This is a genomic window from Bradyrhizobium sp. AUGA SZCCT0176 (genome assembly GCF_018130145.1).
Lineage (GTDB): Bacteria > Pseudomonadota > Alphaproteobacteria > Rhizobiales > Xanthobacteraceae > Bradyrhizobium.
This window is the reverse complement of sequence record NZ_JAFCMB010000001.1, coordinates 100,415-113,975: the sequence shown is the minus strand read 5'-3', so window position 1 is coordinate 113,975 and position 13,561 is coordinate 100,415. Positions and strand designations below refer to the sequence as shown.

Here is a 13,561-nt window from a genome sequence, read left to right as displayed (position 1 = left end):
TGTTCCTCAACGTGAAGGCGGGATGGTGATGGCCGGGCTTAATCTCGTCGAGCTTGTCGAACTAGCGCTGATGCTGGTTGCGGTCGGCGCGGTGTCGGGGTTTTTCGCCGGCATCTTCGGGATCGGCGGCGGCGCGATCCTGGTGCCGGTGTTCTATGAGTGCTTCCGGCTTGCGGGCGTGCCGCTGGATGTGCGGATGCCGCTCTGCATCGGCACCTCGCTCGCCATCATCATCCCGACCTCGATCCGTTCGTTTCGCGCCCATCACGCCCGCGGCGCGGTTGATCTGGGCGTGCTCAAACTGTGGTGGCTGCCGATCATCATCGGCGTCATCGCCGGCAGCATCACCGCGCGTTACGCGCCCGAGCGGCTGTTCAAGATCGTCTTCGTCGGCGTGGCATGGTCGGCCGCCGCGCGCCTGCTGCTGGCGCGCGACAACTGGAAATTCGGCGACGACATCCCAAAGGGCCCGCTGATGCGGCTCTATGGCTTCTTCATCGGTCTGCTGTCGACCCTGATGGGGGTCGGCGGCGGCCTGTTCGCCAATCTTCTGATGACGTTCTATGGCCGTCCGATTCATCAGGCGGTCGCGACCTCCTCGGCGCTGGCGGTGCTGATCTCGATCCCCGGCGCGCTCGGCTACATCTATGCCGGCTGGCCCGCGGCGGCGCGCTATCCGGATGTCACCGCGCTGCAGCTGCCGTTCGCAATCGGCTTCGTCTCGCTGATCGGCGCCCTGCTTGTGATGCCGACCAGCCTGCTCACCGCGCCGCTCGGCGTGCGCGCGGCGCATGCGATGTCAAAGCGCAACCTGGAGATCGCGTTCGGCTGCTATCTCTTCATTGTCGGCAGCCGGTTTGTGATCAGCCTGTTGTAGGAAACATCATCGACGCAATGCAGTGCGTTCGCGCGCCCTCAGCGGTTCAGGGCGACTTCCCTGAACGCCTTGACGAGCGGGGCTTCCAGCTTGCCGTGCATGCCGCCGAGAATTTCATAGGCTTGCGCACGCGGCATCGCCGGCCTGTACTGGCGAAATTCGATCAGCGCCGCAAAAATATCGGCGATGGTCAGGATCCGGACCAGGTCGGAAATGCTTTCGGCGCAAAGCGCGTCGGGATATCCGCTGCCGTCGAGATATTCATGGTGGTGCCGGACCGCGTGCAGGATTTCCGCCGAGATGCCGCGCGTTCTCTTCAGGATGGTGTGCCCGGCCGCCGGATGGGTTTCGATCAAAGCGCGCTCGCCCGGCTCCAGACGGCTGGGCTTGTCGAGCACCGCGAGGGGAATCTTGGCTTTGCCGATGTCGTGGAACATCGCCGCCGAATACAGCCGCTCGATATCAGCTTCGGCCAATCCCAGGCTCAGTCCGAAGGCGACCGCCGTTCCCGTCACCAGCAAGCAATGCTGATAGGTGCCCTCATGGTGGCGGCGGACGACTTCCAGCCATTCGGAGAGACCTTCCTCGGCAACGCAATTGGAAATCTTGCAGGCGGCCGATTTGGCGTCGGCGACATCGATCGGCTGGCCATGCAGCACCGCGGCGAACATCAGCGCCAGCGAGGCGGCGCCCGCCGACGCCGCACCGCGGGCGCCTTGACCGCCGGTGTCGTCAGTGAGTTCGATCGAACTGGGGTCGATCAGCACCGCGAGCAGCGACCGCGCGGTGACCGGATTGAACAGCACGTGCGTGGCGCCAAGAGCATAGGCCTGCGCCGCGAACAGCCGCGCCTTCTGATCGAGGATGAAAATCTTCCGCTTGGCGCCCTTGAATTTCGCCGCCAGCTCCTTGAGCGCGACGATGTTGTCGGCGTTTCGAAGATCGACGCTGACGATGGCCGCGTCGCAATTCTTCGGGACGTTGTGTTCCTTGCGGAGCAAGGACGAGCTGACGCTGAACTTCGCCCCCAGCAGCATGCGGAGCGTCGAGATTCGATCCGGTTGATCTGCGACGACGTGCAACAACATCGATAACATTACCTGGAAGGCGGTTTGGCCTGATCGTCATCGCTTCTGAAAATCAGACCGGCTCGCCGTTTCAAAACGACCGTAATATTACGGGAGTACAACGCGCCATTCGTCACGCTATCCGCGAAACGGAATCTTTCGGTTAAATGGCAATGCCCAAAAATTGTTCACATGCGCCGCGCGCCATGGAACTCGCCATGGTGGAACTCGTCTTCGTGGAGCTTGGCTTCGCGCTTCGTTGGCGCAGGCACAGGCGTCGTCTCACCCGGACAGGGGATGGCGCTATTTTGCGTAAATCTTTGCGTAAGTATCCCGCAGAATATTCTTCTGCACCTTGCCCATCGCGTTGCGCGGCAATTCGTCGACGACGAAGACGCGCTTCGGCATCTTGAACTTTGCAAGACGCCCATCGAGCGCTTGCAGCACCGAGGCTTCGCTGATGTCGGCGCCCTTGTTGCACACCACAACCGCGGTGACGCCTTCGCCAAAGTCCGCATGCGGCACGCCGATCACGGCGGATTCGATCACACCCGGCATGGCGTCGATCTCGCTCTCGATTTCCTTCGGGTAGACGTTGAAGCCGCCGGAGATCACCAGATCCTTGCCGCGGCCGAGAATGTGCACATAACCCTTGTCGTCGATCTTGCCGAGATCGCCGGTGATGAAGAAGCCGTCGTCGCGGAATTCGGCTTTTGTTTTCTCCGGCATCCGCCAATAGCCCTTGAAGACGTTCGGGCCCTTGACCTCGATCATGCCGATGGTGTCGCGCGCGATCTCCTTGCCGGTTTCGGGATCGGTGACGCGGACGGAAACGCCGGGCAAGGGAAGGCCGACGGCGCCGGCAACGCGGTCGCCGTCATAGGGGTTGGAGGTGTTCATGTTGGTTTCGGTCATGCCGTAACGTTCGAGAATGGCAAAACCGGTGCGTGCGGCCCATTCGCGATGGGTGTCGGCGAGCAGCGGCGCCGAGCCCGAAATGAACAGCCGCATGTGCTTGGCGGAGTCTTTGGTCAGCGCCGGGCTCTGCAGCAGCCGCGTGTAGAAGGTTGGCACGCCCATCAGCACGGTTGCACGCGCCATCAGCTTGATCATCAGTTCGGGGTCGAGCTTCGGCAGGAAGATCATCGAGGCGCGTGCGAACAGCGTCACGTTGCTCGCCACGAACAGGCCATGGGTGTGATAGATCGGCAGCGCGTGGATCAGCACATCGTCCTTGGTGAAGCGCCAATAGTCCACCAGCGAGAGCGAGTTCGAGGCGAGATTGTCGTGCGTCAGCATCGCGCCCTTGGAACGCCCCGTGGTGCCCGACGTGTAGAGGATCGCTGCGAGGTCGTCGCTGGCGCGGGCGACCGTTGCAAACGAAGTGTCCGCCCGGGCGGCGGCGTCCGTCAGCGTTCCCTTGCCGTCGGGTCCGAGCGTTTCGACCTTGGCTTTGACCTTGGCCGCGATCGCGCCGATGCCCTCAGCCTTGGAGGGGTCGCACACCACCAGCGACGGCTCGGCGTCGGTGATGAAATACTCAAGCTCGTTCAGCGTATAGGCGGTGTTGAGCGGCAGATACACCGCACCTGATCGTACCGTGGCGAGATAGAGCACCAGCGCCGGTACGGATTTTTCGGTCTGCGCCGCCACGCGGTCGCCCGGTTTGACGCCCCTGGAAACCAGCACATTCGCCATCTGGCCGGCGCGGGCGATCAGATCGGCATAGCTGATTTTCGTACCGTCGAGCATCTCGATCGCGAGCCGGGCGGGGTCGTCGAGCTTGTCGAACAGGCGGGAAAACAGGTTGGCGCTGGCGGTGGTGTTCATGCAACATTCCCTGAGGGGCATCAGGTGGCTGGATTAGCAAAAAGGCCCCTCAAAAAGCAACGGAGACAGTTTGCATGTCAAATAATGGGAAACGCGTAGCCTGGGTGACCGGCGGCGGCACGGGAATCGGTGAATCCGGCGCGGAGCATCTCGCGGCGGATGGCTGGATCGTCGTGGTTTCGGGGCGCCGCCAGGCCGAGCTGGACCGGGTCGTGGCCAACATCACCAAAAAGGGCGGCAAGGCCGAGGCGATCGCGCTCGATGTCGGCAACAGGGCCGACGTCAACAAGGCGGCGGAACAGATCCTCGCAAAGCACGGCCGGATCGACCTCCTGGTCAACAGCGCCGGCGTCAACGTACCGAAGCGGAGCTGGGCGGATGTGGAACCGGAGGGCTGGGACAAGGTCGTCAATATCAACCTCAACGGCGTCATGTTCTGCATGCAAGCTGTGCTGCCGGCGATGCGCAAGCAGAAGGATGGCTGCATCATCAACGTCGCGTCCTGGGCCGGCCGGCACGTTTCGAAGATGACGGGCCCGGCCTACACCACCACCAAGCATGCGGTGCTGGCGCTGACCCATTCCTTCAACATGGACGAATGCGTCAATGGGCTGCGCGCCTGCTGCCTGTCGCCCGGCGAGGTCGCAACCCCGATCCTGAAATCGCGCCCGGTGCCGCCGAACGAAACCCAACTGGCGAAGATGCTGCAGCCCGAGGATTGCGGCCGTACCATCGCGTTCGTCGCCAGCCTGCCGCCGCGCGTCTGCGTCAACGAGATTCTGATCAGCCCGACACACAATCGCGGCTTCATCCAGACGCCGGCGAGCAATGACTAGTCCTTGGTAGATCACGTAGGGTGGGCAAAGCGAAGCGTGCCCACCATCTTGCTTCCTGCCTAACTGCAAAGTGGTGGGCACGGCGCAAGCGCACCTTTGCCCACCCTACAAGCTACAAGCTTTCAAGACAGTCGGGCACCCTTGAGTCGCGTCGATCGCGCCCGTATACTCACCCTCTCGCGCGACTGGCGATCGCAGATGGGGCACCATCGGGAAGCGCGAGGTAATCAGCCGCGCGCCTGGGCAATCGGAAAAAATCCGATCCACCTTCTCAAGAAGGAGCGGCCCATGTTGACGACCATCCAGATATCAGGATTGCAGACCTTTGGGTACCACGGCCTGTTCGAGGAAGAGCGCCGCCTCGGCCAGAAATTCACCTTCGACATCGACGCGGCGTTGAAGGCGGCGCCGACGCACCGGGACGACCGGCTGGACGCATCGGTCCGCTATGATGCCGTGGTGGATGCCGCCGTGAGTCTTGCCGGCGCGACGAAATATCAAACGCTGGAAGCGCTCGGGGAAGCGGTTGCGATCGGCCTGCTGCGGCGCTTCGCCTTGATCGACACCATCACCGTTGGCGTCGCCAAGTTCAGTCCGCCGATCCCGCATACGGTCAGCAAGGTCGGAATCACGGTGCGCCTGGCGCGCGCCGAGCTGGCGGATCGGCCGGTCGAGGAAGCAATGGAAGATTTTGTCTAGGGGGCGGCATCGGTACGACGCGGTGGCCCACCCATCCTTCACCGCACGGGATCGTCATTGCGGGCGAAGCGAAGCAATCCATCTCTCGTAACGCGGCATCATGGATTGCTTCGCTGCGCTCGCAATGACGATGTGGAGATGGTAGCTGCGACAAAGTAACCCGACAGGCAAATCAATTCCGATTTGCAGAAATCATGTCAAGTCAAGAAGTTCCGAAAATCAAAAATATTCTTGTTGTCATCCGACCCAAATCAGTGCGCATCTATCGCCATCCCGTCCCACTCAGAGGGGCGTTGGCCATCGTCACAACGAGGGGCGGGGATGCGGTGGACGCTGACGTTGCGATTGACGGTCGCGGCTGATGCGTACGGCAAAAGCGTGTGGTCCTGGCGCCCGTAACGGCGTCAAGCCTTTCGGGAGCTAACGCCCCCGAGGGGCGACGGTGGCAATAGAGGCCGTCTCACCGGGGAGAGCGCGTCATAAGCCGTAAAGCCATTGCGCAGGGAATGTCGGATGTTCTCCGCTGCCCTGTATGCTCGTGTGCAGCTTCTTTAGCACAATCGCACGCGAGACCGCGGGTGCAGCGCGCATCCGGCATTCCCTGCGCCCTCTGATTTCGGGGGCGGAACGAAATTGAAAACCTCGGGCGCATCGCGCCGCGAGAATGCGAAACTGTTTCCGCGTCGTCCCGGCCTTCGCCGGGACGACTACTCCCCCACGGACCACCCTCCCGAAAGTTTCAGCCATCACGATAAATTATCCGCCGAAACTGCCCGAAAAACCTCCCGTAGCTCGGCCAACGACGGCGAAAACGGTCAACCGACCAGCGTCGTTGTTCTCAGCACCGGCGGCCCCCCGCCGGAGACCTCAATCATCGGGAGAAGATCCATGTCGAACCGTATCGCTTATCTGACCGCCGCCGCCTTCAGCGTGCTCGCGCTCACCGCCACCGTGTCAGCGCCGGCAAGCGCGGAAGAAAAGACCGTGATGGTCGGCGGCGCCGCGATGTTCCCCTCGAAGAACATCGTCCAGAACGCCGTCAACTCCAAGGACCACACCACGCTGGTCGCCGCCGTGAAGGCCGCCGGGCTGGTCGAAACCCTGGAAAGCAAAGGCCCGTTCACGGTGTTTGCGCCGACCAACGCCGCCTTCAGCAAGCTGCCGGCCGGCACCGTCGACACGCTGGTGAAGCCTGAGAACAAGGCGACCCTGACCAAGATCCTGACCTACCATGTCGTCCCCGGCAGGCTCGCCGCAGCCGACCTCAAGGACGGCATGAAGCTCAAGACCGCCGAAGGCGAACAGCTGACGGTGAAGCTCGACGGCAGCAAGGTCTGGATCGTCGACGCCAAGGGTGGAACCTCGATGGTCACGATCTCGAACGTCAACCAGTCCAACGGCGTGATCCATGTGGTCGATACCGTGCTGATGCCGGCTTCGTGATCTCCGCGCGCTCCTGATTAGTCCAACAGGATGCGGGGAAGGGCGAGCCGGGGCGACCCGGCTCGCTTTTTTGTGACCCCGAAGAGCCCCATGCGTCGATCTGGTCGCACGAGGGCAGTAACGAAACCCCGGTTCCCGGCGTATAAACCGGTAACGAATTGCAACGACGGAACAGGCCATGTCGAGCATTGCAGCCAGCGACGAGCAAGCCAGCACCAAGGCAGCAGCCAAGGCGACGCGAGCGAAGGTCATTCAGCCGGCCTGGGTACGGGCGCTGCACTGGACCAATGCCTTTGCGATGGTCCTGATGATCATGTCGGGATGGCAGATCTATAACGCATCGCCGTTGTTCGGTTTCACCTTCTCGAGCAGCATCACGCTGGGCGGCTGGCTCGGCGGCGGGCTGCTCTGGCATTTTGCCGCGATGTGGCTGTTGATGGTCAACGGCCTGATCTACCTCGCTTTGGGGCTCGCCACCGGCCGCTTCCGCAAGAAGCTGCTGCCGATCACGCGGGAGGGCGTGCTTGCCGATACCAAGGCGGCGCTGACCGGCAAGCTGTCGCATGAGGATCTGACCAAGTACAATTACGTGCAGAAGCTGCTCTATGCCGGCATCATCGTGGTCGGCATCGTGATCGTGCTGTCGGGTCTGGCGATCTGGAAGCCGGTGCAGCTGCAATATCTGACGGCAATGTTCGGCGGCTACGAGGCCGCCCGTTACGTCCACTTCTTCTGCATGGCCGCGATCGTCGCCTTCATGGTGGTGCATGTCGTGCTTGCACTGCTGGTGCCGAAGAGCCTGCGCGCGATGATTGTCGGCCGCTGAGCATACTGGGAGGATATTATGGGCCGCTTGCGCAACCTTCTGATTCCCGGCGTCGACAAGAGCCTGCTGCTCAAGGATGCCGTCAAGACCATGCCGGACCTGACGCGCCGGCGCTTCATCTCCGGCGGCGCCAGCCTCGGCGCGCTGACGCTGCTCACCGGCTGCGACGTAACGGACAGTTTTTCGGCCGAGGAAATGCTGAAGCAGGTCTCGAAATTCAATGACGGCGTGCAGGCCTGGATGTTCAATCCCGATGCGATGGCGCCGACCTTCCCGGAAAGCGCGATCACCAAGCCGTTCCCGTTCAACGCCTATTACAGCCTCGACGAGGCCCCCGAGATCGAGGCCAAGGACTGGAAGCTCGAGGTGCGGGGCCTGGTCGAGAACAAGAAGTCGTGGACGCTCGAGGAACTGTACAAGCTGCCGCAGGTCAAACAGGTCACGCGCCATATCTGCGTCGAGGGCTGGAGCGCGATCGGCAGCTGGACCGGCACGCCGCTGCGCGATTTCCTGAAAATCGTCGGTGCCGACACCCGCGCCAAATATGTCTGGTTCCAGTGCGCCGACAAGGACGGCTACAATTCGCCGCTCGACATGCGCAGCGCGCTGCATGCGCAGACCCAGATGACGTTCAAGTTCGGCGACGAGATCCTGCCGCGCGCCTATGGCTTTCCGATGAAGATTCGCGTGCCGACAAAGCTCGGCTTCAAGAATCCGAAATACGTGCTCTCGATGGAAGTCACCAACGATTACAAGGGCGGCTTCTGGGAAGACCAGGGATATAATTCGTTCAGCGGGAGTTGATCGCTTCGTAGGGTGGGTATCGCTGCGCTCCACCCACCCTACGCAGTCGTCTTCAGCCGCTTCTGAAACGCGCACAAAACCGCGCCGGTCGCCAGCATCGCCGCGGAAACGTTGAGCGCAAACGAAAGACTGCCCACCGCGTCGGTGATCGCGCCGACCACGATCGGCCCCAGCGTCTGGCCGATGCCGAACGAAATGGTCATCGCCGCGATCCCCATAGGCCAGGCCGACGGCGGATAGTTGAAGCGCACGAAGGCGGTGGTCGATCCGACCACCGCGAAGAACGCGACGCCGAACACCAGCGCCGAGATCGCCAGCAACAGCGGCGAGTGCCCGAAGATCGGCAGCGCCGCACCGATCGCGTTGACGCCGAGGATGATCGCGGTGCTGAGGCCGCCGCGATCCAGCGCCAGCACCCGCCGCCATACCCAGGGCGTTGCGAACGCACTGATCCCGATCAGGCTCCAGAACAGGCTCTGCGCCGCAGCGCCGCCGCCGCCATCGCGGACATAGGCGATCATGAAGGTCATGTAGGCGATGTAGCCGGCGCCGAACAGGAAGTAGCCGAGCAGATAGGCCAGCACCGGCCCCACCGAGAATCTGGCCGGCGCCGCGCTGTCGATCTCAGCGCCACCACCGAGCGGCGCCAGCAGCAGCGGCACGATCAACGCGACAGAGAGCAGCGTCATCGCCCACCACACGATCCACCACGATCCCGGTCCAAAACCTTGCAGCACGAACGGCGCGATCAGTCCCGACGCGAGGATGCCGAGCCCGGGCCCGGCGTAAAACAGGCTGAGCAGGAAATTGGCGCGATCGGGCCGCGTCTGCGCGATCGTGGCGGCCAGCGCCGCGCCGCCGACAAATCCGCCCGCGGCGCCGATGCCCGCCAGCAACCGGGCAAAGCTCAGCACGAAAAAATTGCCGGAGACGGCGCAGAGCGCCAGCGAGATGACGGCGGCCAGCGTTCCCCAGCGCACCGTTCGCGTCAGCCCGAACCGCCGGATCATGCGCGAGGCGAGCAGCGCGCCCGCGAGATAGCCGACGGCGTTGATCGTGTTCATGAAGCCGGCCGCGGAATAGGACCAGCCCAGCGCGTCGCGCATGTCCGGAAGCACCAGGGCATAGGCGAAGCGGCCGATTCCAAGACCGATCGTCGGCGCAAGCGACACGATGAGGATCAACCACGCGGGATGCGCGTAGGACGGGGGAGGGTTAGGGGCTCTCACAAAAATCTCCGGCAACGGTCATTCTGGCAGGCCGGGCGACCGTTGCACAGCCGCGCAGGGAGCAATGGTGTCGTGCCGTTTACGCAACATCAGCCGATCAGCACCAGCGCCACGCCGGCAACCGTCAGCACCGCGCCGGCGACGATGCGCGGTGTGATCCGTACATGGTGCAGCACCATCGCGCTGAGCAGCAGGGTGACGAGCGGATAGATCGCGGCGACAGGTGCGACCAGCGTGATCGGGCCGTTGCGTAAGGCGGCGAACAGCGACAGCAGGCTGAGGCCGTTGCAGATGCCGGTGATGGCGAACCAGAACCGGCCCGGCCAAGGCGCTGCCACGACGATGCTCCCCTTGCGGACGCGCTGCACGGTCAGCACCACGAAGGACGATACGACATAGCCGATCAGGCAGGCCCAGAGCGGACTCGGCCAGATTTCGAGCCCAAGCTTGACGATCGGCGGCACCACGCCGCGCAGCAAGGCGCTGGCGAGCGGCAGCAGCAGGGCCCAGCTTCGCCAGTCGCCGAGATCGCGGGGGCGGGTGACGGTGATGATCACGGCGCCGGCGACCGCGATCACGAGGCCGGCGAATTGCAGCTGGTGGAGCGGCTCATGCAGGAGGACGACGGCGAGCGCGACCGCGAACAGCGGCGCCAGATTGCCGAGCGTCGAGGTGACGACCGGGCCCAGCGCACTGTTGGAGGCAAAGGTCAGCAGGGTCAGCATGGCCGGAAATACCAGCCCGATCGCGGCGAAGATCGGCAGGGCCCGCCAGACCACGGGCTCGCCGGCCAGCAGCAGGGGCGAGACCAGCAGGAACAACAGCGTGAACGAGGGCACGCTGATCGCGGCCCCGGACAGCGGCTCGACCGTTCGCAGCCCGAATTGCGCCGTCACGACGCCCGCACCCAGCAGGCTGGCCGAGGCGAAGGCGAACAGGATGGCTGGGGTCATGAGGTCGAGATGTCCGTCTTGGGGCGGGCTTATCTGCCTTTGTGGCCTGTCCAAGCCGCCTTGCCAATCCGCCCCGGGCGCTTTAGCACTCCCGCGGAATTCCTCCGCCTGTCATGCCCGGGCTCGACCCGGGCATCCATCGTCTTCAAAAAAGATGGATTGCCGGGCAGAGGCGAGCGGAAGCGACGCCGTCCTTCAGACGGCTACGCCCGGCGATGACGATCAAACAAGCTCCGAGGTAACTGATCATGGCGACCCATAAACTGCTGCTTCTCCCCGGCGACGGCATCGGCCCCGAAGTGATGGGGGAGGTGCAACGCCTGATCGACTGGCTCAACGCGCAAGGCATTGCCCGTTTCGAGACCGAGCAGGGGCTGGTCGGCGGTTCCGCCTATGACGCCAGCAAGCAAAGCATTACGGATGCAACCATGGCGCTGGCGACGGCGGCCGATGCCGTGATCTTCGGCGCGGTCGGCGGTCCGAAATGGGACGCTGTGCCTTATGACGTACGGCCCGAGGCCGGCCTGTTGCGGCTGCGCAAGGATCTCGGCCTGTTCGCCAATCTGCGCCCGGCGGTGTGTTATCCGGCGCTGGCGGACGCCTCGAGCCTGAAGCGCGAGATCGTCGAAGGCCTCGACATCATGATCGTGCGCGAGCTGACCGGCGGCGTCTATTTCGGTGAGCCGAAGACCATCACCGATCTCGGCAACGGCCAGAAGCGTGCCGTCGACACCCAGGTCTATGACACCTACGAGATCGAGCGCATCGCCCGGGTCGCCTTCGATCTCGCGCGGAAACGCCGCAACAAGCTGACCTCGATGGAAAAGCGCAACGTCATGAAGTCAGGCGTGCTCTGGAACGAGGTGGTGACGCAGGTGCACGCCCGCGAATACAAGGACGTGACGCTGGAGCATCAGCTCGCCGATTCCGGCGGCATGAACCTGGTCAAGGCGCCCAAGGCGTTCGACGTCATCGTGACGGACAATCTGTTCGGCGACATGCTCTCCGATATCGCGGCGATGCTGACGGGCTCGCTCGGCATGCTGCCCTCGGCTTCGCTCGGCGAGATCGACGCCAAGACCAAGAAGCGCCGCTCGCTGTTCGAGCCGGTGCATGGCTCGGCGCCCGATATTGCCGGAAAAGGCCTCGCCAATCCGATCGCGATGATTTCCTCGTTCGGCATGGCGCTGCGCTATTCGTTCGACATGGGCGCGCTTGCCGACAAGGTCGATGCGGCGATCGCCGCCGTGCTCGCCAGCGGCCTGCGCACCGCGGATATCAAGTCCGAGGGAACGACGGCGGCCAGCACCACGCAGATGGGCGATGCGATTTTGAAGGAATTGCAGAAGCTGCACGCGTAAGCCGAAGGACTCTCCACGTGGTCGTCCCGGCCTTGAGCCGGGACCCATAACCACCGTCGGTTATGATGGCGAAGAAAGCCGTCGAACAGCCTGTCTAGATCGATGGGCCGCGGCGTATGGGTCCCGGCTCAAGACCGGGACGACACCGTTGGTTTAGCTCAATAGCTCAATACAGCGGGAAGCGCTGCGGATAGCCGCCCATGTCCGACGGCGGGTTGAGCGGCTGACGGTCGATCGGGCGATTGAGATTTTCGCGCGCGAATGACGGGTAGCCGAGATCCGGCGGAAACGCGTAATCCTGGAATTTGCGGTCGCCCGGCAAAACTTCAGTGCCGGCGTCGAGCCAGGAGCGCGTCGTGACGTAAACGCGGGTGTTCGGACCCTGCTGGTAGACCCGGTTGGGGCCACTGCGTCCGTAATAAGGGCGCCCGTCCTTGTCGTATTGAGCCCTGGACTGGGCGCTGGCTTCGGTCGTGGCGACCGCAACGAGGGCGGCTGCAGCAAGCATCACCACGAGCTTGCTCGCAGCAGGGAATTTAGGGGTCATCGCATCCTCGTCATTGTCAGCCCGTTGGGGCCGATCACCAAATCGGGTTGGCGCTCATTGTAGCCGCGGCAGGGTGGGCGTCACTAGGTCAATTGCGCCACACCGGACCACAATAATGCCGGCACTGGCGAAAAAGTTTCATGAAAACCAGTATCTTGGCGCGGTATGGCAATTAGAAGGCGCCGCGCAATTGCGGGTTGTCTCGGCCAGTCAGCCAATCTGCCGACAGGGACGGCGCGGCTGATGTCGCGCAGTCCGCGCGCCTGAGTTCGGCGCGGGCGAATATTTCCGCCAGTTTGGGGTCGTTTCCGGTGCTCAGCAGGGTCAGCCGGTTCAGCATGCAGGAGATCGCGGCGCGGCGGGCCGGCAGATTGTCGCCCTGGCACGACCAGCCGGAGATACGGAAATGGGAGTCGCTGACGCGCTTCATGAATCCGAGGCAGCCGCGGGCCGCCTCGGCGCCGCTGATCAGGCGCAGCAGGGTCACGGTACCGAACTTGCTGTCGATCAGCCCCGCGGCCTCCAGCTCGCGCAGGCCGCCCGGGTCCATTCGGGCAGCGATCTCCGCGATCGCGGGGCCGGCAAGGCCGAGTTCGCCGCCCGGGCGATAGATCTCAAGTTCGGCGACCGGCCTTTTGTCAGCGCCGCGCCACTGGAAGACGTCCCGGCGGCCGCCCTTCGGGTGCCGAAAAATCTCGTAAGCCTCTGTTTTGTCGTGCGGATCAAACTGGCTGACGGCAAAAGCGCGCGACGAGCGGTCGACCAGGCTCCAGGCGCCCTTCAATGAGGCGTCCTTCAATAAGGCGTCTCTGGACGAGGGGGCCATCGCCGCGGCATCGGGCAATTGTTCCCACAGCGCCATGCCGCCCATGGCGAGCAGGGCCAGGGTCACTACATACGCAACCAGCCGTGCCAGCGTACCGCAGACCTCGTCCGCAAAGCTGGTCAGCGCCGGATGGATTCTCGCCGTATAATGGGACTTGGCCGGTTCGGCCGAAAAGGACTGCATCAAACGCCCAAACGCAACGGTCAAACGTTCTTGCAAACGTTGTACTGAGGGTGTTTCTCGCATAGAAGCGCTGCCTCTTC

13 protein-coding genes and 1 riboswitch are annotated in these 13,561 nt (G+C 63.4%); of the genes, 7 read left to right on the top strand and 6 right to left on the bottom strand.

What is annotated here, in order from left to right:
* Positions 1 to 22: 22 nt before the first annotated feature.
* Positions 23 to 877: a sulfite exporter TauE/SafE family protein gene (locus tag JQ600_RS00585; protein WP_249133427.1), complete on the top strand. Its 855-nt coding sequence runs from the start codon at positions 23 to 25 to the stop codon at positions 875 to 877.
* Positions 878 to 915: 38 nt separating this feature from the next.
* Here the strand turns inward: JQ600_RS00585 and JQ600_RS00580 are convergent, their stop codons facing one another.
* Both JQ600_RS00580 and JQ600_RS00575 read right to left on the bottom strand, forming a co-directional pair.
* The gene (locus tag JQ600_RS00580) at positions 916 to 1,965 is read right to left on the bottom strand and encodes an HD-GYP domain-containing protein (protein WP_212389432.1); all 1,050 of its coding nucleotides are present in this window, start codon (positions 1,963 to 1,965) and stop codon (positions 916 to 918) included.
* A 282-nt stretch (positions 1,966 to 2,247) separates the two neighbouring features.
* Entirely contained in the window at positions 2,248 to 3,774 is a 1,527-nt protein-coding gene (locus tag JQ600_RS00575) for a malonyl-CoA synthase (RefSeq protein ID WP_212389431.1), read from the bottom strand.
* Positions 3,775 to 3,848: 74 nt separating this feature from the next.
* Here JQ600_RS00575 and JQ600_RS00570 point away from each other — a divergent pair, with 74 nt between their 5' ends.
* From JQ600_RS00570 to JQ600_RS00550, 5 genes are all read left to right on the top strand, one after another.
* Positions 3,849 to 4,610: an SDR family oxidoreductase gene (locus tag JQ600_RS00570; RefSeq protein ID WP_212389430.1), complete on the top strand. Its 762-nt coding sequence runs from the start codon at positions 3,849 to 3,851 to the stop codon at positions 4,608 to 4,610.
* 171 nt (positions 4,611 to 4,781) lie between these two features.
* A riboswitch (ZMP/ZTP riboswitch) is annotated at positions 4,782 to 4,862 on the top strand.
* A 36-nt stretch (positions 4,863 to 4,898) separates the two neighbouring features.
* Positions 4,899 to 5,309, top strand: a complete 411-nt coding sequence (gene folB / locus JQ600_RS00565; protein WP_212389429.1) for a dihydroneopterin aldolase — start codon at positions 4,899 to 4,901, stop codon at positions 5,307 to 5,309.
* Between the two features lie 888 nt (positions 5,310 to 6,197).
* Positions 6,198 to 6,752 (top strand): fasciclin domain-containing protein, encoded by a 555-nt coding sequence (locus JQ600_RS00560; protein ID WP_212389428.1) that lies wholly within the window; start codon positions 6,198 to 6,200, stop codon positions 6,750 to 6,752.
* Between the two features lie 178 nt (positions 6,753 to 6,930).
* Complete coding sequence (locus tag JQ600_RS00555) at positions 6,931 to 7,578, top strand: cytochrome b/b6 domain-containing protein (protein WP_212389427.1); 648 nt, start codon at positions 6,931 to 6,933, stop codon at positions 7,576 to 7,578.
* Between the two features lie 18 nt (positions 7,579 to 7,596).
* The gene (locus JQ600_RS00550) at positions 7,597 to 8,382 is read left to right on the top strand and encodes a molybdopterin-dependent oxidoreductase (RefSeq protein WP_212389426.1); all 786 of its coding nucleotides are present in this window, start codon (positions 7,597 to 7,599) and stop codon (positions 8,380 to 8,382) included.
* 38 nt (positions 8,383 to 8,420) lie between these two features.
* On the opposite strand, the gene JQ600_RS00545 is transcribed toward JQ600_RS00550, so the two are convergent.
* On the bottom strand, positions 8,421 to 9,611 hold the full coding sequence (locus JQ600_RS00545) for a YbfB/YjiJ family MFS transporter (protein ID WP_212389425.1): 1,191 nt from the start codon (positions 9,609 to 9,611) through the stop codon (positions 8,421 to 8,423).
* Positions 9,612 to 9,700: 89 nt separating this feature from the next.
* Positions 9,701 to 10,564 (bottom strand): DMT family transporter, encoded by an 864-nt coding sequence (locus JQ600_RS00540; protein ID WP_212389424.1) that lies wholly within the window; start codon positions 10,562 to 10,564, stop codon positions 9,701 to 9,703.
* A 248-nt stretch (positions 10,565 to 10,812) separates the two neighbouring features.
* Between JQ600_RS00540 and leuB the strand changes: the two genes are divergently transcribed.
* Positions 10,813 to 11,925: a 3-isopropylmalate dehydrogenase gene (gene leuB, locus JQ600_RS00535; protein WP_212489626.1), complete on the top strand. Its 1,113-nt coding sequence runs from the start codon at positions 10,813 to 10,815 to the stop codon at positions 11,923 to 11,925.
* Positions 11,926 to 12,091: 166 nt separating this feature from the next.
* Here leuB and JQ600_RS00530 read toward each other — a convergent pair whose 3' ends face one another.
* Positions 12,092 to 12,472: a hypothetical protein gene (locus JQ600_RS00530; protein WP_212389422.1), complete on the bottom strand. Its 381-nt coding sequence runs from the start codon at positions 12,470 to 12,472 to the stop codon at positions 12,092 to 12,094.
* A 172-nt stretch (positions 12,473 to 12,644) separates the two neighbouring features.
* The gene (locus JQ600_RS00525; protein ID WP_212489625.1) at positions 12,645 to 13,481 is read right to left on the bottom strand and encodes a hypothetical protein; all 837 of its coding nucleotides are present in this window, start codon (positions 13,479 to 13,481) and stop codon (positions 12,645 to 12,647) included.
* Between the last annotated feature and the right edge of the window lie 80 nt (positions 13,482 to 13,561).

Coding starts and splice junctions, on each gene's coding strand:
- JQ600_RS00585 (WP_249133427.1), top strand. CDS start 23: ATGGTGATGGCCGGGCTTAATCTCGTCGAGCTTGTCGAACTAGCGCTG.
- JQ600_RS00580 (WP_212389432.1), bottom strand. CDS start 1,965: ATGTTGTTGCACGTCGTCGCAGATCAACCGGATCGAATCTCGACGCTC.
- JQ600_RS00575 (WP_212389431.1), bottom strand. CDS start 3,774: ATGAACACCACCGCCAGCGCCAACCTGTTTTCCCGCCTGTTCGACAAG.
- JQ600_RS00570 (WP_212389430.1), top strand. CDS start 3,849: ATGTCAAATAATGGGAAACGCGTAGCCTGGGTGACCGGCGGCGGCACG.
- folB (WP_212389429.1), top strand. CDS start 4,899: ATGTTGACGACCATCCAGATATCAGGATTGCAGACCTTTGGGTACCAC.
- JQ600_RS00560 (WP_212389428.1), top strand. CDS start 6,198: ATGTCGAACCGTATCGCTTATCTGACCGCCGCCGCCTTCAGCGTGCTC.
- JQ600_RS00555 (WP_212389427.1), top strand. CDS start 6,931: ATGTCGAGCATTGCAGCCAGCGACGAGCAAGCCAGCACCAAGGCAGCA.
- JQ600_RS00550 (WP_212389426.1), top strand. CDS start 7,597: ATGGGCCGCTTGCGCAACCTTCTGATTCCCGGCGTCGACAAGAGCCTG.
- JQ600_RS00540 (WP_212389424.1), bottom strand. CDS start 10,564: ATGACCCCAGCCATCCTGTTCGCCTTCGCCTCGGCCAGCCTGCTGGGT.
- leuB (WP_212489626.1), top strand. CDS start 10,813: ATGGCGACCCATAAACTGCTGCTTCTCCCCGGCGACGGCATCGGCCCC.
- JQ600_RS00530 (WP_212389422.1), bottom strand. CDS start 12,472: ATGACCCCTAAATTCCCTGCTGCGAGCAAGCTCGTGGTGATGCTTGCT.
- JQ600_RS00525 (WP_212489625.1), bottom strand. CDS start 13,481: ATGCAGTCCTTTTCGGCCGAACCGGCCAAGTCCCATTATACGGCGAGA.